The 20,459-nt window shown below is 66.5% G+C and carries 22 protein-coding genes; 13 read left to right on the top strand and 9 right to left on the bottom strand.

Annotated elements, in window-relative coordinates; genetic code table 11:
* Positions 1-267: 267 nt before the first annotated feature.
* Positions 268-549 carry a hypothetical protein gene (locus tag VB777_RS09100; protein WP_197158327.1) on the top strand — a complete coding sequence of 94 codons (282 nt, stop codon included), beginning with the start codon at positions 268-270 and terminating at the stop codon, positions 547-549.
* A 6-nt stretch (positions 550-555) separates the two neighbouring features.
* Here the strand turns inward: VB777_RS09100 and VB777_RS09105 are convergent, their stop codons facing one another.
* Entirely contained in the window at positions 556-894 is a 339-nt protein-coding gene (locus VB777_RS09105) for a hypothetical protein (RefSeq protein WP_197158329.1), read from the bottom strand.
* A gap of 154 nt (positions 895-1,048) precedes the next feature.
* Between VB777_RS09105 and VB777_RS09110 the strand changes: the two genes are divergently transcribed.
* Positions 1,049-1,975 carry a class I SAM-dependent methyltransferase gene (locus tag VB777_RS09110; RefSeq protein WP_323248492.1) on the top strand — a complete coding sequence of 309 codons (927 nt, stop codon included), beginning with the start codon at positions 1,049-1,051 and terminating at the stop codon, positions 1,973-1,975.
* Positions 1,976-1,985: 10 nt separating this feature from the next.
* On the opposite strand, the gene VB777_RS09115 is transcribed toward VB777_RS09110, so the two are convergent.
* Positions 1,986-5,087: a DEAD/DEAH box helicase gene (locus tag VB777_RS09115; RefSeq protein ID WP_323248494.1), complete on the bottom strand. Its 3,102-nt coding sequence runs from the start codon at positions 5,085-5,087 to the stop codon at positions 1,986-1,988.
* Between the two features lie 27 nt (positions 5,088-5,114).
* Entirely contained in the window at positions 5,115-5,552 is a 438-nt protein-coding gene (locus VB777_RS09120; protein WP_323248495.1) for a hypothetical protein, read from the bottom strand.
* A 62-nt stretch (positions 5,553-5,614) separates the two neighbouring features.
* Between VB777_RS09120 and alaS the strand changes: the two genes are divergently transcribed.
* Both alaS and VB777_RS09130 read left to right on the top strand, forming a co-directional pair.
* Positions 5,615-8,326 carry an alanine--tRNA ligase gene (alaS, locus tag VB777_RS09125; RefSeq protein ID WP_323248497.1) on the top strand — a complete coding sequence of 904 codons (2,712 nt, stop codon included), beginning with the start codon at positions 5,615-5,617 and terminating at the stop codon, positions 8,324-8,326.
* Between the two features lie 52 nt (positions 8,327-8,378).
* Positions 8,379-8,792 (top strand): hypothetical protein, encoded by a 414-nt coding sequence (locus tag VB777_RS09130; protein WP_197158335.1) that lies wholly within the window; start codon positions 8,379-8,381, stop codon positions 8,790-8,792.
* 125 nt (positions 8,793-8,917) lie between these two features.
* Here VB777_RS09130 and VB777_RS09135 read toward each other — a convergent pair whose 3' ends face one another.
* From VB777_RS09135 to VB777_RS09145, 3 genes are all read right to left on the bottom strand, one after another.
* Positions 8,918-9,430, bottom strand: coding sequence for a BCAM0308 family protein (locus VB777_RS09135; RefSeq protein ID WP_197158337.1), 513 nt, complete (start codon positions 9,428-9,430; stop codon positions 8,918-8,920).
* A 77-nt stretch (positions 9,431-9,507) separates the two neighbouring features.
* Positions 9,508-10,068 carry a DUF924 family protein gene (locus VB777_RS09140; protein WP_323248499.1) on the bottom strand — a complete coding sequence of 187 codons (561 nt, stop codon included), beginning with the start codon at positions 10,066-10,068 and terminating at the stop codon, positions 9,508-9,510.
* A gap of 5 nt (positions 10,069-10,073) precedes the next feature.
* Positions 10,074-10,526 carry a hypothetical protein gene (locus tag VB777_RS09145; RefSeq protein ID WP_323248501.1) on the bottom strand — a complete coding sequence of 151 codons (453 nt, stop codon included), beginning with the start codon at positions 10,524-10,526 and terminating at the stop codon, positions 10,074-10,076.
* 97 nt (positions 10,527-10,623) lie between these two features.
* Between VB777_RS09145 and VB777_RS09150 the strand changes: the two genes are divergently transcribed.
* From VB777_RS09150 to VB777_RS09160, 4 genes are all read left to right on the top strand, one after another.
* Positions 10,624-12,153 carry a deoxyribodipyrimidine photo-lyase gene (locus VB777_RS09150; RefSeq protein WP_322758149.1) on the top strand — a complete coding sequence of 510 codons (1,530 nt, stop codon included), beginning with the start codon at positions 10,624-10,626 and terminating at the stop codon, positions 12,151-12,153.
* A gap of 524 nt (positions 12,154-12,677) precedes the next feature.
* Positions 12,678-12,887, top strand: coding sequence for a hypothetical protein (locus tag VB777_RS09155; protein ID WP_323248503.1), 210 nt, complete (start codon positions 12,678-12,680; stop codon positions 12,885-12,887).
* Between the two features lie 25 nt (positions 12,888-12,912).
* A complete protein-coding gene (locus tag VB777_RS17395) occupies positions 12,913-13,257 on the top strand; it encodes a DM13 domain-containing protein (RefSeq protein WP_416238331.1) in 345 nt (114 codons plus the stop codon).
* 146 nt (positions 13,258-13,403) lie between these two features.
* The gene (locus tag VB777_RS09160; RefSeq protein WP_323248505.1) at positions 13,404-14,495 is read left to right on the top strand and encodes an AI-2E family transporter; all 1,092 of its coding nucleotides are present in this window, start codon (positions 13,404-13,406) and stop codon (positions 14,493-14,495) included.
* A gap of 50 nt (positions 14,496-14,545) precedes the next feature.
* On the opposite strand, the gene VB777_RS09165 is transcribed toward VB777_RS09160, so the two are convergent.
* Both VB777_RS09165 and VB777_RS09170 read right to left on the bottom strand, forming a co-directional pair.
* Positions 14,546-15,367 carry a cytochrome c biogenesis protein CcdA gene (locus tag VB777_RS09165; protein ID WP_323248507.1) on the bottom strand — a complete coding sequence of 274 codons (822 nt, stop codon included), beginning with the start codon at positions 15,365-15,367 and terminating at the stop codon, positions 14,546-14,548.
* Positions 15,364-15,843: a thioredoxin family protein gene (locus VB777_RS09170; protein ID WP_323248509.1), complete on the bottom strand. Its 480-nt coding sequence runs from the start codon at positions 15,841-15,843 to the stop codon at positions 15,364-15,366. Before VB777_RS09170 ends, VB777_RS09165 begins: the two co-directional genes overlap by 4 nt.
* 258 nt (positions 15,844-16,101) lie before the next feature.
* On the opposite strand from VB777_RS09170, the gene VB777_RS09175 reads away from it, so the two are divergent.
* From VB777_RS09175 to VB777_RS09190, 4 genes are all read left to right on the top strand, one after another.
* A complete protein-coding gene (locus VB777_RS09175; protein ID WP_197158350.1) occupies positions 16,102-17,442 on the top strand; it encodes a cation:proton antiporter in 1,341 nt (446 codons plus the stop codon).
* Between the two features lie 8 nt (positions 17,443-17,450).
* Positions 17,451-18,320, top strand: a complete 870-nt coding sequence (locus VB777_RS09180) for a DUF6671 family protein (protein WP_323248512.1) — start codon at positions 17,451-17,453, stop codon at positions 18,318-18,320.
* 329 nt (positions 18,321-18,649) lie between these two features.
* Entirely contained in the window at positions 18,650-19,207 is a 558-nt protein-coding gene (locus tag VB777_RS09185; RefSeq protein WP_323248514.1) for a Crp/Fnr family transcriptional regulator, read from the top strand.
* A 256-nt stretch (positions 19,208-19,463) separates the two neighbouring features.
* A complete protein-coding gene (locus VB777_RS09190) occupies positions 19,464-19,670 on the top strand; it encodes a hypothetical protein (protein WP_323248516.1) in 207 nt (68 codons plus the stop codon).
* A gap of 57 nt (positions 19,671-19,727) precedes the next feature.
* On the opposite strand, the gene VB777_RS09195 is transcribed toward VB777_RS09190, so the two are convergent.
* Positions 19,728-20,276, bottom strand: a complete 549-nt coding sequence (locus VB777_RS09195; RefSeq protein ID WP_323248518.1) for a hypothetical protein — start codon at positions 20,274-20,276, stop codon at positions 19,728-19,730.
* Between the two features lie 63 nt (positions 20,277-20,339).
* On the opposite strand from VB777_RS09195, the gene VB777_RS09200 reads away from it, so the two are divergent.
* A partial coding sequence (locus VB777_RS09200) for an NAD(P)-binding protein (protein ID WP_323248521.1) occupies positions 20,340-20,459 on the top strand: 120 nt, incomplete at its 3' end.

Genomic DNA, 20,459 nt, shown 5'->3' on the forward strand with positions numbered 1-20,459 from the left:
GCGGCAACGATAGTTGGAGGGTAGCCTCCTGCGAAAATAGCTCGATGCCAGGTCAAACTTTGCTCCACGACGACGCCTCCGATGGCAGCCTGAAGGCTGCGATCGGGGGCGTTTTCGTGTGCCTGGGTTGTGGACTCCGCCTGGACGCTTGATTGCCTTGGTTGCCCGAGGGCAGCGGTTGGTTTTTCCGGTTTCTCTCCTGGCAACGATGGGCCACGGAGCGCCCCTGAAGGCGGCAGAATGTTTCCAGCTTGTTACGTTCCTCTCATGATTCTCGGGGAGCTGTTCCTGGAGGCCCTCGCCAGTGGCGTGATCACGCCGTCAGAGTTGTCGTGGGTCACCGCGCGGCAGAGCACCTTCTCTCGTGTAGAGGAAGCCACCGCTCTACGACTGGGTCGTCTGCTCGATGACGGCACCATTCAGTTGGGCTGCCGTCTGCCCCAGTTCAAGCTGCACCACGACAGCATCCGGGAAGACTGGATCGAACCCCTCGGCCGCCGGCGGGGGCGTTCGACCCTGGAGGACGCTGCTGTGTTGTCGCTGGCTTGACCAGGCTCAACCTGGGCTTGCAGACCCGTCAGGATCGTCGTCTGGCTCGTCTAGGGCATCCTCCAGACTGGTTTCCAGCGTGGTGAGCAGCAGGACCAGAGCTTCATGCTCTGGCAGATCCTGGCTGCTCACCTGGGCCAGCCAGGATTGGCACAGTCGTTCAATGCGGTTGAACAAGCCGCTGCTGCCTCGGAGGGATTCCATCACCCGTTCGGTGGTGGCGTCGTCAATGTCGGGCGGAAAGCCGAGCACCACGTAGCGCCGCCCGTCGTTGCCGATGTAGGTGAGACGGCCCTCCTCGTCGAGCATCGGGGCGGCGTGGGGCGTCACTGGTTTCTCCTCCATCACTCCCCCTGGCTCCCTGCTACTGGCTAGCTCGGTCAGACGCACCTGCCAAGCGTTGATCAGGCCTGCTGATCGCTGAGCTGGCTGGCCTGGCCACTGGTGGGAGGGTTGATTGCGGGCGGTAGGTTCTGGATCCGTGCCCATCCCCTTGCCCATGCGTGTCGCCACCGAAGACCGCAGGCCGGATCTCACCAGTCGTCTGGTGGGCCAGGCCCTAGCTGTGAAGCCCCTCTGGGCTCTGGCCAAGGGGCAGGCGCGGCGGATGATGATCCAGCGGGCCGAGCGCCTCGGCATCCCCTGGCGGGAAACCGTGGCTGAGTTGAGCCAGCAGGACTGGCAGCCGCTTTGGCAGTCGATCCAGCGCGACGATCTCGCATACCCCGCCAACTACACCGCCTCGTTTCACGGCTACGACGCCGGCCACCTCTGCTGGGAGGCGGCCTACGAGTTCGAGGTGGCCTCCAATGCCGTGCACTCCAGCCTCTATCCAGAGGCCGGGCCCGCCAGTGATCGGGCGCTGAGAGAGGGCTATCACGCCGTCCTGCTGAGCCAGCTCCCCCAGCCGCCGGCCCGCATCCTCGATCTGCATGCCACCGTCGGGTTGAGCAGCTTCGCTCTGGAGCAGGCGTTTCCGGCGGCAGAAGTGACTGGCCTCGACTTCTCGCCCCACTACCTCAGCCTGGCCGCCTACAACGCCGCCCGACGCGGCTCCAAGGTGACCCGCTGGATCCATGCCCTGCCGGAAGCCACCGGGCTGGCGGAGCGCAGCGCCGATCTGGTCTCGGCCTTTCTGCTGTTCCACGAGATGCCGCAGGGCGCCACGCGGCGAATCTTCCGGGAAGTACGCCGGCTGCTGGGGCCCGGTGGCAGCTTCGCGCTGATGGACATGAATCCGGCCAGCGGCGCCTACAAGACCATGCCGGCTTTCGTGATGACCTTGCTCAAGAGCACCGAGCCCTACATGGACGCCTATTTCGCGCTCGACCTGGAACAGGAACTGCGCGAGGCCGGTTTTGATGAGGTCGTCAGCTCCGTCTGCTCGCCGCGCCACCGGGCCATGATCGCGCGGGTGGCCGGTTGAGAGTACTGGCTCAGACGTCGTCGCTCAGGGCCACCAGTTCGCGCAGCTGTCCCACCTCCAGGCCGCCGAGCCAGTCTTCGCCGGAGCCCACGATCTCCTCGGCCATTTTTGATTTCTCGCGGATCATGCGGTCGATCTTTTCCTCCACCGAGCCGCTGGTGATGAACTTGTGCACCAGCACCCGATTCTGCTGTCCGATGCGGTAGGCGCGGTCTGTGGCCTGGTTCTCCACGGCGGGATTCCACCAGCGATCAATATGAAACACGTGGCTGGCGCGGGTGAGGTTGAGCCCCACGCCGCCAGCCTTGAGGGAGAGCAGGAACAGCTGCGGTCCGCGGGGATCCTCCTGGAAGCGATCCACCATCGCCTGGCGCTCCGCCTTGCTGGTGTTGCCATAGAGGAAGGGCACATCCTGGCGCCACTTCCGCTCCAGATGGGCCTGCAGCAGATGACCCCATTCGGCGAACTGGGTGAACAGCAGGGCGCGGTCGCCGGCTTCGATCACCTCCTCGAGAATCTCCTCCAGCCGTTGCACCTTGCCGCTGCGGCTTGCGAACTGCCCGTCGACCCCCTCTTCCTTGAGGGCCAGGGCGGGGTGGTTGCAGATCTGCTTCAAGCGGGTGAGCAGCGCCAGCACCTGGCCGTGCTTCTGGCCCAGGGGGGCGCGGGCGATCGCCTCGAGGCTGTCGTCCACCGTTTTGCGGTAAAGCTTCGCCTGCTCGCTGCTCAGCCCCACCCATTCGTTCAGCTCCACCTTCTCCGGCAGGTCCGAAATGATCGACTTGTCGGTCTTGAGGCGCCGCAGGATGAATGGCCCCACGCGTGCCTTCAGGTCCCGCAGGGAGGCCATGTCGCCATAACGCTCGATCGGCAGCCGGTAGCGCTGGCGGAAGAAGGCCTCCTCCCCCAGCACCAGGGGGTTGAGAAAATCCATCAGGGCCCAGAGCTCGCTGACGCGGTTTTCCACCGGAGTGCCGGTGAGGGCGATGCGGAAGCGACCCATCTTGCCCGGACGGGCCAGATCGCGGGCCGCCTGGCTCTGTTTGGCGTTTGGATTCTTGATCGCCTGGGCCTCATCGATCACCATGCCCTGCCAGTCGAGGGTCTCCAGCAGCTCGCTGTCGCGTTGCAGCAGCCCGTAGCTGGTGAGCACCAGATCGACGCCCTGCAGGGCCTTCTTCAGGGCCGCTGGGCTGGAGGGGCGGCGCGGGCCGTAGTGCTCCCGCACCTCCAGTTCCGGGGTGAAGGCGGCGGCCTCCCGTTTCCAGTTGGTCAGCACCGAGGTGGGTGCCACCAGCAGCACGGGCCGCTTCAGCTCCTGTTCCGCCTTGAGGTGCTGCAGGAAGGCCAGCAGCTGGATGGTCTTGCCCAGACCCATGTCGTCCGCCAGGCAGGCGCCCTGATCGAAGCGATGCAGGAAGGCGAGCCAGCCCAGGCCCCGTTCCTGGTACGGCCGCAGCTGACCGGCGAAGCCCTCCGGCGCCGGCAGCGGGTCCGGCGCCTTCTGCTGGTGGTACTGCTCCAGCACCGCCTTCAGCCGTGGGCCCGGCTCGAAGCGGTGCACCGGCAGCCGCATCAGCGTGTCGCCATCCGTGGCGGTGAGGCGCAGGGCGTCGTCGAGGCTGAGGGCCGGATCCGCGGCGCAGAAGCGTTCGGCATTCCTGAGGTCGCTGGGGCGCAGTTCGATCCAGGCGCCCTTGTGCTGCACCAGCGGGCTGCGCTTGGCCGTGAGGCGCTCCAGATCCCTCAGGCCGAGCGTGACACCGCCGATCATCAGCTCCCACTTCCATTCGAGCCCCTCGCCGAGGGTGAAGCCCCGCGATTTGCCGGGCAGCTCCGCCTCGATCGAGAGGCCCAGCCGGCTGGCGAGGCCACCGCTGAGGCTGGCCGGCAGCACCACCCCCACCCCCACGTCCCGCAGGCGGTCGGCGGCGGTGCGCACCAGCACGAAGGCTTCCGCCGGGGTGAGCTGCATCGTTTCGGGGGTGGCCTCATCCAGACCCCGTTCGATTGGATCAAACACCTGCAGGGCGCGGCCTAGCCCCTCCAGCAGCAGCTCGCCGGGTTGTGGTACCGGGATCTCACCCAGCTGCAGGGGGCGGTCGCCAGCGGCCCAGACCGCGCCGGCAGGCAATCGGAGGCTTGGATCCACCTCCGCCTGCAGGGAGAAGCGCAGCTCCCAGAGCTCCTCTCCCTCCGCCGGGGTGAACAGTTCCAGGCAGGCCCGGGCCGGTGCCACCTGGCCGGCCACGGCTTCGCGCCAGTGGTGGGTGGCCACCTCGAGGCGCTCGATGGCTTCGCCGTCGAGGTCCACGGCGCCGCTGCCCGGGCCCAGGGCCTTCTGCCAGGCCAGCAGCAGCGGATCCAGCCCGTCGCTGGCGGGGGTGAAGCCGCTGCGCAGCTGCCCATCGAGCAGGGCCTCCAGCAGGCTGGCCACCCGCAGGCGCCCACTGCCGGGCCGGCGACAGGCCAGGGCCGTGTCCGCCATGGCACAGGTGGCCACCTGCGGCAGACGGCTGGCCAGTTCCTCGAGGCGGCGCCGGTCGTCCTCGCGGTTGAGCAGGGGCAGCCAGCGCGCCATGTCGCCCTCCACCTGGGGCAGCCAGCGGCCACGGGCGATCAGGCTGAGCGACCAGCGCTGCAGGTGGCTCCACCAGCGCAGTTCATCGGCCATTTCGGGATGCTGGCCCGACAGCGGCAGGGCACTGAGCCACTCGGCGGCGGCGGTGGCATCGAGGGCCAGACCCTCCACCTGCCAGGGCCACCACTCCACCTGCTTCGGAATCGGTTCGCCGGCTTGCAGCGGCAGCCCGCTCCAGCCCTCCTCCTCGCTCTTGCGGCGGCCGCGGGCCCCCTGGCGCCGGCTCGGCAAGGTGAGGGTGGCGCTGGCCGGCCGGACCGCTTCGGACCAGAAGTCGTTGTCCTGCAGCCAGGTGGCCAGGTCGTCCCAGTTGAGGGTGAGCGGGTGTTCGGGGGCTTCAGCGGCGGGTTGGACAGCCTTGGCCACGCGCCAGGTATCGGCCCAGAGCAGCAGCCGTCCCCGGGTCGGAACTCCAGGGGGAACAGGGGATCCCTCCAGGGGAAACAGCCAGGTGGCGTGCAGCAGGCTCATGGCAGGGAGAGACGGCCGTGCCGCAGATCAGGGCCGCAGAGCGGGCAGGAGACGTTGGAGTCCGCGCAGCAGCAGGGCACTGCCCACCAGTGGCAGCCAGAGCGGCAACCACCCACGGATCACCTCCATCATCATCGATGGCAGTACGGCCCCCAGTTGCCCCTGGCTGACGGCCGCGATCGCCTCCGGCAGGGAGTGGCTCAGGGGCAGGGCGGCGCCCAGGCTGCGGATGCCGCACACCGCCCCCACCAGGCCGGCCTGCAGGTGGGAGTCGTCGGGATCGACCCGCTGCAGATGGAAGGCGAGCAGGCCATAGAAGAAGCCACAGCCGGCCGATCGCAGGGCCGGTTCCAGGCCGAACGGCAATCCCAGCGCAGCGGCGCTGCCGGCCGACAGCAGGGCCCAGCCGAGCGACTGCAGCCGCAGCTGTGAACGACTGCCAGAGGTGGCCAGGGACAACGGCAAGGAAGCGATGACCTGCGCTGGGCGATCATGCCTTGTTCAGCGTTCCTTCGCATCGCAGGGCCATGGCCGCCGCCTCCGACCGTTCCGCTGCCAGCGGATCCTCCACCGGACGGCCCCGCAGCGGCGCAGAGATCCGGGCGGCCTTTCTGGACTTCTACGAGCAGCGCGGGCATCAGCGCACGGCCAGCGCCTCGCTGATTCCAGACGATCCCACGGTGCTGCTCACCATCGCCGGCATGCTGCCGTTCAAGCCGGTGTTTCTCGGCCAGGTGGAACGGCCGGCTCCACGGGCCACCAGCAGCCAGAAGTGCATCCGCACCAACGACATCGAGAACGTGGGCCGCACGGCGCGGCACCACACCTTCTTCGAGATGCTTGGCAACTTCTCCTTCGGCGATTACTTCAAGCCGGAGGCGATCCAGTGGGCCTGGGAGCTCTCCACCCAGGTGTTCGGTCTCTCGCCGCGGAACCTGGTGGTGAGCGTCTTCCGCGACGACGACGAAGCCGAGGCGATCTGGCGCGACGTGGTGGGGGTGAACCCGAAGCGGATCATCCGCATGGATGAGGCCGACAACTTCTGGGCCTCCGGCCCCACCGGCCCCTGCGGCCCCTGCTCGGAGATCTACTACGACTTCAAGCCTGAACTGGGTGACGACGGCATCGACCTCGAAGACGACAGCCGCTTCATCGAGTTCTACAACCTGGTGTTCATGCAGTACAACCGCGACGCGGAGGGCAGCCTCACGCCGCTGGCCAACCGCAGCATCGACACCGGCCTGGGCCTGGAGCGCATGGCCCAGATCCTGCAGGGGGTTGCCAATAACTACGAAACCGACCTCATCTATCCCCTGATCGAGACGGCCGCCGGCCTGGCCGGGGTCGATTACCGCGCCCTAGACACGAAGGGCCAGACGAGCCTGAAGGTGATCGGCGACCACAGCCGTGCCATCACCCAGTTGATCGGTGATGGCGTCACCGCCAGCAACCTGGGCCGCGGCTACATCCTGCGGCGGTTGCTGCGCCGCGTGGTGCGCCATGGCCGGCTGGTGGGCATCGATCAGCCGTTTCTGGCCCGCATGGGCGAGGCGTCGATCGCCCTGATGGAGACGGCCTACCCCCAGCTGCAGGAGCGGCGCCAGGTGATCCTGGCTGAACTGGCCCGCGAGGAGGCCCGCTTTCTGGAAACCCTGGAGCGGGGCGAGAAGCTGCTGGCCGAGGTGCTCGCCGCCAGGCCCAAGCAGATCAGTGGCGAGCAGGCCTTCGAGCTCTACGACACCTACGGCTTCCCCCTGGAACTCACCGAGGAGATCGCCGAGGAGCACGGGATCACGGTGGATCTGGCCGGCTTCGAGGCGGCGATGGAGCAGCAGCGCCAGCGGGCCAAGGCCGCGGCGGTGAGCCTGGATCTCACCCTGCAGGGTGCCATTGAGCAGATGGCGGCGGAGCTGGAAGCCACGGCCTTCCAGGGCTATGAGGCCCTGGAGCACCCCAGCTGCGTGCTGGCCCTGGTGGTGAACGGCGAGCCGGCCGAGCGGGCCGTGGCGGGCGACAGCGTGCAGCTGGTGCTCGATACCACGCCGTTCTATGGCGAGGGCGGCGGCCAGGTGGGCGACCGCGGCCTGCTCCTGGGCGGCGGTGCCGATGGGGCGGGCCTGATCGTGCAGATCGATGGGGTGTCGCGCAACCGCAGCGTGTTCGTGCATCAGGGCCGCATCGAGCGGGGCAGCCTGGCGATCGGCGATCTGGTGACGGCCCAGGTGGATCGCGCCTGCCGCCGCCGAGCCCAGGCGAACCACACCGCCACCCATCTGCTGCAGGCGGCCCTCAAACAGGTGGTCGATCCCGGCATTGCCCAGGCCGGTTCCCTGGTCGACTTCGATCGGCTGCGCTTCGATTTTCACTGCCCCCGGGCGGTGACCTCCGCGGAGCTGGAGCAGATCGAGGCGCTGATCAACGGCTGGATCGCCGATGCCCACACTCTCGAGGTGCAGGAGATGGACATCGAGAGGGCCAGGGCCGCCGGTGCCGTGGCGATGTTCGGGGAGAAGTACGCCGCTGTGGTGCGGGTGGTGGATGTGCCCGGTGTGTCGATGGAGCTGTGCGGTGGCACCCATGTGGCCAACACCGCCGAGATCGGCCTGTTCAAGATCGTGGCCGAGTCCGGGGTGGCGGCCGGCATTCGCCGCATCGAGGCGGTGGCGGGGCCGGCGGTGCTGGCCTACCTGCAGGAGCGGGAGGCGGTGGTGAAGGCCCTGGGGGATCGCTTCAAAGCCCAGCCCGGCGAGATCGTCGAGCGGGTCAGTGCCCTGCAGGAGGAGCTGAAGGGCGTGACCAAGGCCCTGGCGGCTGCACGCCAGGAGCTGGCCCTGGCGAAATCAGCGGCGCTGGCGGGGCAGGCGGTGGCGGTTGGGGTGGCCCGCGACGGCCACCCCTTCCAGCTGCTGGTGGCGCGCCTGGATGGCGTGGAAGGAGGGGGTCTGCAGAGCTCTGCCCAACAGCTTGCGGATCACCTGGGCCCGGGTGCTGCCGTTGTGCTGGGGGGGCTGCCCGATCCGTCCGATTTGGGCAAGGTGGTTCTGGTGGCAGCTTTTGGCCCGGCGGTGATCGCCCAGGGGCAGCAGGCCGGCAGGTTCATCGGTGGCGTGGCCAGGCGATGCGGCGGAGGTGGCGGGGGCCGGCCGAACCTGGCCCAGGCAGGCGGTCGGGATGGATCGGCCCTGGAGGAGGCTTTGGCGGCAGCCAGGCAGGAACTGGGCCGTGCCCTGGAGGGGTGAGTGCTGACTCAGGGGGGGACCTAGCCTCCTGATACCCCTGTGGTGCCCACCGATGCGTTTCGTCTGGACTCCCGTGGCGACCATGGCGCTGCTCATGATCAGTGCCTCAGCCGCCTTGGCTGCACCGGCAGCGGCCCTGCTCAAGGAACTGAAGCTGCCGCTTCCCAAGCCAGCTCCTTCCCTGTTCGCGGCCAACGCGATCGGCCAGACCAGCCTCAACACGCAGCTGGGTGGGGCGCCTGAGCAGCTGCTGGCCAAAGTGAAGGCCGCGTTGACCCAGCAGGGCTACACCGAACGCACGATCAACACCGTGAGCGGTGCCTGGGGCTTCAACCTGGTGATGGATCCGCCCAGCGGCACCAAGGTTGATGGAACCCCCGACGGCAAAGCAGCCGCTCTGGTGCTGCAGTCCACCGCGATCGGTCCGGGCAAGCTGAATCTCAACGTGCGTTTTGAGGGGCTGTAAAGCCTCAAGCCAGGACGGCTTCCAGACCTGGGGGGCTCACAGAGAAAGGGCATCCGGAGGATGCTGAGCCACCGCAGACCACTGTGACCCCTCGAACAGACAGCCTTGTCTGTGTGGAGCACCCCTCAATCGCGCTGCCAACGGGCGCGCATCGGGGCGCCGGCCTCCGGGTAGGGCGCGTCCAGTGCTCCCGAGAAGGCATGCACCAGGGCCTCCGCCACCCCATGGGTGGCGTGGATGCCGGTGAAGCGCAGCAGCACTTCACCACTGGCCGGATCGCCGCTGGTGTCGATCAGGCGCTCCAGCGGATGCTCCTGGCGGATGTGCAGCTCGGTGTTGTTGACCAGCCGCATCACCTCCTCGGCGTGCGCCGCCAGGAAGCCGCCGGAGAGACTGAGTTCACCTCCTGGCGCCTGATCCCTGATGCGCTCGCAGGCCGGGCAACGGTGGGTGGCAGCACCGGGCTGGGGTGCGTCCCAGCTCCAGCGACCGTCGTGATAGCTGGCCTGGCAATCCGGACAGGTGCTGGGTTCGGACGGCTTGTGGCGCTGTAGGTAGGGATCGCTGGTGTGCCCGCTCTCCATCCCGTCATGGCGAGCCGCATGGCTGGATGGTGCATTGGGGGTGTTAGTGTGCATGAATCCAGACCTCACTGTTCCTGCTGTAGCCACGCGCACCGGCACTGTCAGGACGTGGTGCCGCAGGGCTGCAGGGCTCAGAAGCCTGAGCCGGGGGTCTGCAGGAAGGCCAGTTCCTCAGCGGTGCACACCCGGCCGAGAATGGCATTGCGGTGCGGGAAACGACCGAAGCGGGCGATCACGTCGCGGTGGCGGGCGGCGAAGGCGGTGGTGCGGGGATCGGTGAACCGCTCGAAGAGGGGGATCGCCGCGTCCTGGATGGCCAGGTCTTCGCTGTGCATCCGCGGCATCAGCCAGAACTGGCGTCGGGCCTGATCGGCTTCGGCCTCGATCCAGCCACGTTCCATCGCCGCCAGGCTGAGGGCGAGGGCCTGGGCATCCCCCGCGAAGGCCATGGCGGTGTCGCGCCAGATCTGACGGGGGAACTGATCCAGCAGCAGCGCCAGGGCCAGGCCGCTTGAGGGAGCCTCCCCCCAGGAGGTCAGCTCAGCGGCGACGGCCAGGCGGGTCAGGACGATGAAACGATCCCGCAGCCACCGATCGAAGGCAGGATCCTTGCTGAACCACTGGCGCGGCTCGGTCTCCTCAAACCAGACGTGCAGAACGTCGTCGCTGGATTTGGGAGCGGCATCAGGCAAGGGGGTCAGCAGCAGGGGACAGGCCGATGGCCGAGGCCCCGGATGGCGTGGCGAACGGCCTGGGGGTCGGCCTCGGGGCGGCGGATGCGGGCGCGATAGGCCACGTGGATGGGGCCCAGGTGCTCAATCAGGGCCTCGCGGGCCTCATGGTGCAGTTCTTCGAGGGAGGGGGCGGTGATGGTGATGGGCTGATGTTCGGCCCTGGCCTCCAGGTGGCCTGGTCGCTCGCTGATCACGCGAAACACGATCTCGCGCATGACGGGGATATCTCTGTTTTCCAACTCCATCCTTGGACCGATCACCGTTTTCTGCGGGTGCCCGGCGATACGGGGATCCGTCCTGCGCCACTGGGTGAACCAGACCCCCACACACCGGAAGGCGTAGCCGTCATTGACGAAGCCGTTCACATGGCCCCTTCCATCCGTCTGAAGCGGTACCTCGATCGGCGCGGAGATCACTTCAGGCCAGAGCAGCCGGAATGTGTCGCGATTCCAGGCGGTCTACGGGGCGCCAGAGCCAGCCGCGCCCGGCCGCGTGCCTTCTAGGGTCGCGGCCATGGGCCCGGTGCAGATCGTCTGGTTCAAGCGGGACCTGCGGGTGGTGGACCACCAGCCGCTGTTGCAGGCCAGTCGGCTTGGGCCCGTGCTGCCCCTGGTGGTGGTGGAGCCTGAGCTGTGGCAGCAGCCCGATGCCTCGGCTCGGCAGTGGGCCTTCTGCTCCGAGAGCCTGGAGGACCTTCGGCGGGCCCTGGCGGAGCTCGGCCAGCCGCTTGTGGTGCGGACCGGCAGGGTGGAGGCGGTACTGGAGCGAGCCCGGCGGCACTTCGGCGTCGCGGGCCTCTGGAGCCATGAGGAAACCGGCAACGGCTGGACCTACGACCGCGACAGGCGTGTGGCCCTCTGGGCGCGCCACCATGGCATCACCTGGACCGAGAGTCCCCAGACCGGGGTGATCCGTCGCCTGCGCAGCCGCAACGGCTGGGCGCGCCGCTGGGAGGAGCGCATGGCCGGCTTGCTCAGCCCTGCACCGGAGGCACTGCAGCCCCTGGGCGATCTCGACCCCGGCCCGATTCCCTCGGCCTCCGATCTGGGACTGGCACCCGATCCCTGCCCAGGCCGGCAGCTTGGAGGCCGGCAGGAGGGGCTGGTCGTTCTCGAGAGCTTCCTGAGCGAGCGCGGCGCCCGTTATCACCGCGAGCTCTCCAGCCCGCGCACGGCCTTCCGCAGCTGCTCCCGGCTCTCCCCCCATCTGGCCTGGGGCACTGTGTCGCTGCGGGAGGTGGTGCAGGCGAACCGCCGATATCCGGGCCGGCGGCTGGGCTTCGAGGAGCGGCTGCACTGGCACTGCCACTTCATCCAGAAGCTGGAAAGCCAGCCGGATCTTGAGTTCTGCGAGCTCCATCCGCTCACCGCCGGTCTGCGCAGCAGCGATCCCGAGCGCCTGGAGGCCTGGGCTGAAGGGCGCACCGGCTTGCCGTTCGTGGATGCCTGCATGCGGGCCCTGATCGCCACCGGCTGGATCAACTTCCGCATGCGGGCGATGCTGATGTCGGTGGCCAGTTATCACCTCTGGTTGCCCTGGCGCGAGAGTGGGATGCGGCTGGCGCGCCTGTTCGTCGACTACGAACCGGGCATTCACTGGAGCCAGTGTCAGATGCAGTCGGGTACCACGGGCATCAACACGATCCGGATCTACAACCCGATCAAGCAGGGTCAGGACCATGACCCCAACGGCGACTTCATCTGCCAGTGGGTACCGGAACTGGATCGGGTGCCGCCGGTGCATCGGCATCAGCCGTGGACGATGGCGGCCACCACCCAGCTGCGCGTCGGCTGTGTGCTGGGCGTGGATTACCCGCTGCCGATCGTGGACCCCGCCGTCGCTGCTCGGGAGGCTCGCGAGAGACTCTGGGCCCTGCGTCAGGAGCAGGGCTTTGCGGAACTTGCCGATGCGGTCCAGCACCGGCATGGCTCCCGCCGCTCCGGCCTGGCAGCCAGCGGCGGGCGGCGGGGTGGTGGCTCGTCGCGCCAGCCATCCACCGATCAGCAACTGCGCCTGAACCTGGATCCTGAAGGCTGCGGCTGATCGGGCGATGGCGATGGCTCCGATGACCAGAGAGATGCTGGTGAGCGCCAGATCAGCCAAGGAGCCCAGGAGCAGAGCCAGCGGGATGTCGACGCCGATTCCGCCGCCCAGGTAGGCGAGCAGCAGCAGCAGGCAGCACACAATCGAGGCCCGGGCCAACCTACGCAGGACCCTATTGAGCCCGCCGCCGCGAATGCGGCGAGGACCAGGGGAAGGATCGCCAACGACCCCACGCCGTCGCCTGTAGCGCCGAGGTGGCTGCGTGGCCAGGCCAGCAGGCCCAGCAGTGCTGCCCATGCCACAGAGCCGAAGCGGAGTCCGGGCAGGCGCAGAGGGTAACCGATTGGCTGCAGGGAGAGCCCCGGTCACGGAAGGGCCGAGCCAGCTGGATCCGGGTGCTGCTCCGGTCGTTGATGCCAGCGCAGTGATGTAAGTGCGGCGCGCTGAAATCTGCTCGTTTCCGCTTCAGCGGAGGCTCCACGGCGCTGATGGGTTGTGATCACTATGCGGCATGCCGCAGGGTCTTGCGCATCCTGCTCTTCGGGGTGGTAGTGGCGGGCGGTCTGGCGACTGTTGTGATCCTGGGATCCACCACGTTGTGGGCGCTCCTGTACTGCAGCGTCAAGACGCCGCTTGACTGCCTCATCTCGCTCGTCGTCGTTCTGCTGCTCTGGGGAGCGGAAGCCGCTCTGGTCGGTTTCACCCTGCTGGGAGCCAGGCGTCTCCGGGGCTGAGAGCCCTGCGGGCCTGCTGGGGCTCTTGCTGTCGCATCAAGAAGCCCGTTGCGGTTGGCCCTCCGGTGATCGGAATCTCCAGGAACGATTCTGTTGTCGCCACGACGGACCCAGGGCACTGCAGGCGTGCCGTGGTCAACGGCGTTTCCTTGAATTGGATCCAGTCTTTTCGACCTCAATCTCGGGTCCTGATCTGGTCGTGGTTTTTCACCGATCCCAGGATGTGATTGGTTCCAGCCGGCCCCCGGCTTTTCCGATCAACGATCGAGACAACGCGGTTCTGGCGCCTTTGAATCACTACAGCGGAGCACAGAGTGATGCCATTTCAGGCGCGATCAATCTCCATGGCGATGCCTCTGTCGCGATCTGATGTCGTCGCTTCAATGCAACCTTTGGCGCTGATGCGCTGAAGCCCTGATCCAAGTGGAAGGGATGCAACATGATCCGGTGACCCCGAGAGCCACCCCTTGGACAGCGCGACCATCCATGCAAGGGTTGGCCTAGCTGCCTGGCCCCATGAACCTGCCTTCTCCCTTGCCTCGCTCGCTGGTGCTGGGCCTCGGCTTTCCTGTGGTCGTTCTGAACCTCTGGGTGTTCAGCTCGCTGTATCGCGCCTTCGAGGGAGTTGCCTCCACCTTCATCCTGGCGGGGGTGATCGCCCTGATTCTCAACCTCCCGGTGCGGTTGCTGCAAAGGCGCCTGGGCCTGCAGAGGGGCTGGGCGATTGGTGCGGTGTTCCTGCTGTTCATCGGTGGCGCGGTGCTGGCCAGCGCCACCGTGATCCCCTTGCTGTTGCTCCGCTTCATCGGGTTCACCCAGGCGTTACCGGAGTGGATCGATTCCAGCGTCGGCAAGTTGGTGCTGCTGAGCGGCAGGGCCAACGAGGCGGGCCTGCCGCTTGATGCCAGCGTGATCATTGAAGGAGTGGCCGCCAACGTGAAAGATCAGATCGAAAGTGTGCTGCTTGGAATTCCCGGCTTCATCTCCGGATCGCTTGGCAGCTTCTTCAGCCTGTTTTTCCTGCTCGTGCTGATCATTTTCTTCCTGATCTATGGAGGTGAGCTGGTCCGGAACTGCCTGGTCTCCTGGTTGCCGGGTGACCGTGGCCTGCAGGTTCTCAGCGTGCTTCGGCGTAACTTCAACAGCTATATCTTCAACCAGCTGGTGCTGGCCATCGTGCTGGTCTGTGCGCTGACGCCAGCTTTGGTTGTGCTGCAGGCACCGTTCCCGATCCTTTCGGGTTGCGTCATCGGTCTGATGGGATTCATTCCGTTTGGCGCCATCCTTGGCATTCTGTTGGTCAGCGTCCTGTTTCTGTTCAAGAGCTTCTGGCTTGGTGTGAGAGTGTTCTCCGTGCTGATTCTGTTGGATCAGGTGATTGAGAACATCCTTCCGCCCCGGCTGCTGGGAAAGCTCACCGGCCTCAATCCGATCGTGATCCTCTTTTCGGTGATGGTGGGTGCCACCCTGGCGGATTTCTATGGTGTGATCACGGCTGTACCCATCGCGGCCACGATCAAGGCCTTGTTTCTGGCTCCCAGCTCGCTCCCTGCCACTGCTACTGCCTCCGCCGCCCTGCCGGGTGGTTGCACCACGGAAGAAGTCTGAAGCCAGGTGATGATTGTTCACCTGCCCCCTCTTTTCGGCGTCGATTGGACTCAGCTCTGCCAGGTCCAGCTCCAACCCTGGACGATGTAGTAAGTGCCAGCTGCCAACAGGATCAAGGCGCTGAATCGGGTGAGCCTTCCGCCATGGCTGAGCAGCCGCCTTGAGGCGGTCATCAGCCCAACCCAGAGGCTGGTGACGGCAATCACAGCGGTATAACCCAGGGCATAGCTCATCATCGTGATCACCGACAACAGGGTGGAGCCAGTGCTCGCCGCCGCGGCGAGCACTGAAAACAGCACTGGACTGGCGCAGGGGGAACTGACCAGGCCAAAGCCCATGCCCACCAGGAATGGGCCGCCGGCAGGGGGCAGTTCGGGCAGTCGGGGCAGGGTCAGCGGCAGCCACCCTCCCAGATTCAGGCCCATCAGCAGGATGATCAGTCCCACCCCCAGATGGACCGGACCGCGGTGGTCCACCACGACGGCTGAAGCGAAGGAGGCGATCAGTCCGAACAGGCTCAACACCGCGACGGTGCCGGCCACGAACCCCCCAACCCTGACGATGGCCTGGAGCCGGCTGCGCGGTCCGAGGGTGCCGATGTAACTGAGGTTCATCGGCAGCATCGCCAGCACACAGGGCGACACGCTCGCCAACAGCCCACCCCCAAAAGCGATGAACGGAAGAAGAACCGTGGGGCCTGCGGGGCTGGCCTCGAACCGCTCGGCATAGGTCTGTGACGCTGACAGGATCGCCAGATCCAGGTGGGTGCCGATCCCTGGGAGCCCGTGCACCATCGCCAGCACCACCAGTGGGGCCACTCCCAGGAGCAGCAGAACGGCCAGTCCTGTTCTTCGCACGGCCGAGCGGCTCAAGGTTTGATCATCGATTGAGTTTTCTTGATCGCTGCGCTGTAGGCGCTCGCGTCCGTGCTGGCTCGGAAGGTCTGCACCGTGGCGCCGGTGGCTGGGTTGATCACGGCCACCAAGGAGGTCTGGCTGCGGTTGGCCTCCAGGAAGGGACCAAGGCCAAGGGCACGGGCTCGCTCGCGCGATGCCTTCAACTTGGCGGCATCAGACACATCGAATCGCACGAAGGTGGCCTTGCCGGCCTTCTGCTTTTCCAGGGAACGCAAGGTCGGTTCGATCGTGCGACAGGCGGGGCACCAGCTGGCGTAGATGTCGACCACAACGGGTTTGCCCTGCAGGGACGGGGCGAGGGCGGCACCGGTTTTCTGGGCGACCCATGGGCTGGCACCCTGGGCTGGCGGTGCGACTGGAAGGAATCCAGGCATGGGAATGGTCTGCCCACTCCCGAGCGTGAGCAGGAGAGCGGCGAGGGAAACGTGCATCGCGGCAGGAAGGGCGAATGGTTGGAGTACAAGCCAAGCGTCCAATTGGATTGCTTCGATCCGGCAACGCCGCTCAGATCTGTTCTGAGGCTTGTTGATCTACACCATCGCAACAGGCGACCGATGACCGGTGGATCCGGCTCGATTGATCACCTGTGCTGATTGCGGTGATCACAGCCTCCTGTGGGTTCCGATCGACTGCATCCACCCGAATGGTTCGATTCCCACCTAAAACAGCTGGCACCTCTTCCACACTTGATGGATCCCTTGCCCGCGCTGCTGATGGAAGTCGGTAGCCACCAGGTTGAAGTGGCCGAGACCCTGATCGGGGTTGGTCGGTTTCTCGTGATTTTCGTGGCGGCACGCGCCATGGCCGAGCTGATGGTGCGCCTGCAGCTCCCCACCATCCTCGGCGAACTGGTTGCCGGCGTGTTGATCGGTGTCTCCGGTCTGCATCTGGTGCTCCCGCCGGAGACGCAGGCCCAGCTCAGCGGTGCGGTGCTCGGTCTGGTCGGCTCCCTGGCCGATGTGTCCCCCGAAACGGTGACCTCGGTGTATCGCGAGACGTTCCCCAGCCTGCAGGCTGTGTCTCAGATCGGTCTCTACGCCCTCTTGTTTCTCACGGGGCTTGAAAGCGAACTCGATGAACTGGTGGCCGTGGGGGTGCAGGCCGGCACGGTGGCCCTCACCGGTGTGCTGTTGCCCTTTGCGCTCGGTACCGCGGGCCTCTACTACCTCTTCCATGTGCCTCTGATCCCGGCGGTGTTTGCCGGAGCCGCCATGACGGCCACCTCGATCGGCATCACAGCCAGTGTGTTTGGTGAGTTGCAGTGGCTCAAGCGCAAGGAGGGCCAGATCGTCATCGGCGCGGCCGTGCTGGACGACATCCTCGGCATCGTGATCCTGGCGGTGGTGGTGGCCCTGGCTGGTGGTGGTGCCTTCACCATCGGCCCGATTCTCAAGCTCTGTGCTGCGGCCCTGGTGTTCGTGGCGGCGGCCCTCTTCCTCAGCCGCACCGCTGCGCCGGTCTTCGACTGGGTCGTGGATCGCCTCAAGGCTCCCGGTGATGTGGCCGTGGCCAGCTTCGTGGTGCTCACCCTCAGCTGCTTTGCAGCCCAGGCGATCGGCCTGGAAGCCGCCCTCGGCGCCTTTGCTGCGGGTCTGATCCTCAGCGCCTCAAAGCACACTCACGACATCGACGCGGCCGTCAAACCTCTGGTGGCCCTGTTTGCCACCGTGTTCTTTGTGCTGATCGGCACCGGTATGGATCTGTCGGTGCTGAATCCGTTCGACCCAGCCAACCGTGAAGGGCTGATCGTGGCCGTCTTTCTGCTGGTGGTGGCCGTGGTGGGCAAGGTGGCGGCGGGCTGGAGCTACATCAGCAAAGAACCCAGCAACCGTCTGGTGGTGGGGCTCGGCATGATGCCCCGTGGCGAAGTTGGCCTGATCTTTCTGGGGCTCGGCACCCAGGCCGGCATCCTCACCCCAGCCCTGGAGGCTGCGATCCTGTTGATGGTGATCGGCACCACCTTCCTGGCACCGATCCTGCTGCGCCTGGTGATCGGTGCCAAGCCGGTGCCTGCCCCCCAGCCTTCCTGAGACCAACGATGGTGCCGGCCTCTCCCTATGCCGGGCGCAGGGTCTGCCTCACCACGCTCCATGGCAAGGAGCGGGTGCTGGCCAGGCCTGTGTTTCATGGGCTGGGGGCGGTACTGCTGGTCTGCGGCTGCGACACCGATCAGCTCGGTACCTTCAGCGGCGAGATCGAGCGTCCGGCCGATCCGGTAAGCACCTGTCGCCTCAAGGCCAAACTCGGGCTGGCCGCCACCGGGCTGCCACTGGGTTTGGCCAGTGAGGGCAGCTTCGGGCCCCATCCCGCCGTGCCTTTTCTGCCTGTGGGCCAGGAGGTGCTGGTGTTCGTTGATCTGGAACGTCAGCTCACCGTGGTGGAACGGCGCCTGGAGATGCGCACCACCTTTTCCAGCCGCATGGTGGGGCCGTCGGACCTCAACAGCACTGGCTTCAGCACCTGGTTGCAGCAGGTGCGTTTCCCCAGCCATGCCCTGATCGCTCGCCCAGCCCAGCACGACCCCAGCGGCCGCTGCATCAAGGCCATCCGCACCATCGCTGACCTGGAGGTCGCGTTGGCCCACTGTGCTGCAGCGTCCTCCAATGGCGAGGTGCTGCTCGAAACCGATATGCGAGCCCATTGCAATCCCACCCGGATGGCAAGCATCCGCCGACTGGGCTTCCAACTGGTGCGACGGATCCGTCAGCTGTGTCCGGCTTGTGAATCACCGGGCTGGGGACGAACCGAGGCTGTGGCAGGCCTGCCGTGCCGTTGCTGCGGAACTGCCACGCCGCTGATGGCGCAGGAGCGCTGGGGCTGTTCGGCCTGTTGCCACAGCGAGCTGAAGCCCCGCCGGGATGGCAGGCGGGAGGCTGACCCGATGCATTGCCCCTGGTGTAACCCCTGACCCGCAACCAGGTCCGCTGGCCCGTTGCGGTTGCTCCTCAGGCGGCGGGAATCTCCAGGCGTTGATCACGCTGACTTATGGATGCAATCTGGAACCCTGCGGGTTTAAATCGACACATCTGCCAAGGCAAGACTTAAGGTTTGCGGACCTAATTCAGCCGCGATTTCCCCTGTGTCTATGGTGAGTATCTTCGGCAGTCGACATGTTTTCGGGGGACGATGTCTCCCTCTCTCTTTTGTCTTCTGTCGGCCGATCTTCGCTTCTTGATGCGCTGACTGCCTCAGGCTTGCTGCTTCTGCTCCTCGCCGTATCCCGTGATGGCCTTCTCCATGTCACGTCGTTGTCTTCGCCTGAGCCTGCGGGCCGGTGAGAGGTTGCCCGCCAACCTTTGCTGGCGGATTGAGCAGGGTCATGTCTGGTTGGCCCGCTGGAGTGCGGGGCTTGACCCTCTCACCCTCGGGGTCTGGGGCCCCGGCGAGGTGGTGATCCCGGCGCTGATCGGCCTTTCCGGCCTCGAACTGCGCACGCTCTCGCCGGTTGTGGTCGAAGAGGAGGAGGCCTCCAGCGCGATGGAGCGCGAGTTTCTCGAAGAACAGTTGCGTCAGGCGGCCATCCTGTTGATGCTCAGCCGCGTGCGTCCTGCGGAAGTCCGGCTGCTGCAGTTGCTGGATTGGTTCGGCACGCGCTTCGGCACCATGACCAGCCAGGGGGTGATGCTCACGTTCGGTGAGAAGCTCCTCACGCATCAACAGCTGGCAGACATCGCCGGCATGACCAGAGTCACGGTGACCAAGGCTCTCACGAGCTTCCGCCAGGCTGGTCTGATGGCCTGTCGGGCTGGCGGATCACTCCTGCTGCGGGTTCCTTGTTCTGAATTCCTGGATTAGAGCTGAACGGCAGTGGCATGGCGACGAGGACCATGCCCGGATCCACCATCAAGTGGCTGGAGTTTCCGGAGCAAGCTCTGCCATATCACCTGGATGGCCGCCTCCAGCGAGGATCCCAGCATCGATGGGCCCTGGGATCAGCGGATCGGAATCGCTGAATCGAGAGTGGTGGCAGCCGCCGGCCCCGACAGACTGAAACGGCAAGTCGGGCCCGCACCATCCACCCGCAGCATCCAAAGCTCCGCAGCATCCAACGATGGGAACGTTCAACAGGCCATCACGGCGTCGCCGCCGCAGCGCCACCAGACCACGTTATGCCCCACCAGCAGGCAGGCCAGGACTGTCCTGGGGCGTCGTGGCCACGATCGCCCTGGTGCTGGTGTTCTTGCCGGTCCTGCTCTACAACCAGCATCAATCAGGCCATCAGCCCCTCAAGATGCGCAGGGAGCTCCGCAAGTTCTGAACACAGCATCAGCGCCACGCGCCCTCACTGAGTCCAGACGCATTGCTCCTATTCCCATCATCGGAGCCTGAGGGCGCTGCCGCCGCAGCTGGGGTCTCCGTTGTCTGCTTCCCGCAGGGTTGTGACCACCTCCGTCAGCAGCGCCTCGCCCTGGGCACGAGCCTCGACGGGCATCGAGAAACCCAGCACCACGGTCTCGCCGCTGGCCAGGGGCAGTGCGTAGATCTCCCCGAGCCGTGGCCGTGGGATTGAGGTGGTGAAGCTGTCACCCTCCACTGGGCGGCCCAGCAGCGTGCGGCGGATCGGACCACCGCCCGGACCCGCGGCCAGGAAGATGGAGCGCACGTAGGCGCGCAGTTCGCCCGGCGTCATGCCCGCCTTGGTGCCGCTGGCCTCAGGGCCGAAGCGAACGGCGGTGATGCTGAACCGCTGGCGCTCGAAGGGCACGCCGGCGGGGAACCCGACGGCCAGGGCGTCGAGGCCAACCGGTTCCGGCGTTGAGAAGGGCTCGGCGGTGCGCCAGCAGAGGCCCTGCATCCTGGTGACATGGCCAGGAGTCAGCGCCAGGAGCCCCAGGCCCATGGCCAGCATGGAGGGCAGGCCCATCGACCCCGCAGCGGCTTGCGCGAGGCTAATGCTGCTCTCGCGCCCGGCCGTTTCACTGGATCCATGCCTCTTCCATCGGTTGAACCTGTCGATGTCGTGGTGGTGGGTGGCGGCCTCTCCGGCCTGGTGGCGGCCCGGGCCCTGCAGGCGGCGGGCCGCTCGGTGCGCCTGGTCGAGGCGGCC

This window comes from Synechococcus sp. CCY9202 (assembly GCF_034931685.1).
Lineage (GTDB): Bacteria > Cyanobacteriota > Cyanobacteriia > PCC-6307 > Cyanobiaceae > CBW1002.

Coding starts and splice junctions, on each gene's coding strand:
- VB777_RS09100 (WP_197158327.1), top strand. CDS start 268: ATGATTCTCGGGGAGCTGTTCCTGGAGGCCCTCGCCAGTGGCGTGATC.
- VB777_RS09105 (WP_197158329.1), bottom strand. CDS start 894: ATGGAGGAGAAACCAGTGACGCCCCACGCCGCCCCGATGCTCGACGAG.
- VB777_RS09110 (WP_323248492.1), top strand. CDS start 1,049: ATGCGTGTCGCCACCGAAGACCGCAGGCCGGATCTCACCAGTCGTCTG.
- VB777_RS09115 (WP_323248494.1), bottom strand. CDS start 5,087: ATGAGCCTGCTGCACGCCACCTGGCTGTTTCCCCTGGAGGGATCCCCT.
- alaS (WP_323248497.1), top strand. CDS start 5,615: ATGGCCGCCGCCTCCGACCGTTCCGCTGCCAGCGGATCCTCCACCGGA.
- VB777_RS09130 (WP_197158335.1), top strand. CDS start 8,379: ATGCGTTTCGTCTGGACTCCCGTGGCGACCATGGCGCTGCTCATGATC.
- VB777_RS09135 (WP_197158337.1), bottom strand. CDS start 9,430: ATGCACACTAACACCCCCAATGCACCATCCAGCCATGCGGCTCGCCAT.
- VB777_RS09150 (WP_322758149.1), top strand. CDS start 10,624: ATGGGCCCGGTGCAGATCGTCTGGTTCAAGCGGGACCTGCGGGTGGTG.
- VB777_RS09160 (WP_323248505.1), top strand. CDS start 13,404: ATGAACCTGCCTTCTCCCTTGCCTCGCTCGCTGGTGCTGGGCCTCGGC.
- VB777_RS09170 (WP_323248509.1), bottom strand. CDS start 15,843: ATGCACGTTTCCCTCGCCGCTCTCCTGCTCACGCTCGGGAGTGGGCAG.
- VB777_RS09175 (WP_197158350.1), top strand. CDS start 16,102: ATGGATCCCTTGCCCGCGCTGCTGATGGAAGTCGGTAGCCACCAGGTT.
- VB777_RS09180 (WP_323248512.1), top strand. CDS start 17,451: ATGGTGCCGGCCTCTCCCTATGCCGGGCGCAGGGTCTGCCTCACCACG.
- VB777_RS09185 (WP_323248514.1), top strand. CDS start 18,650: ATGTCACGTCGTTGTCTTCGCCTGAGCCTGCGGGCCGGTGAGAGGTTG.
- VB777_RS09190 (WP_323248516.1), top strand. CDS start 19,464: ATGGGAACGTTCAACAGGCCATCACGGCGTCGCCGCCGCAGCGCCACC.
- VB777_RS09195 (WP_323248518.1), bottom strand. CDS start 20,276: ATGGGCCTGCCCTCCATGCTGGCCATGGGCCTGGGGCTCCTGGCGCTG.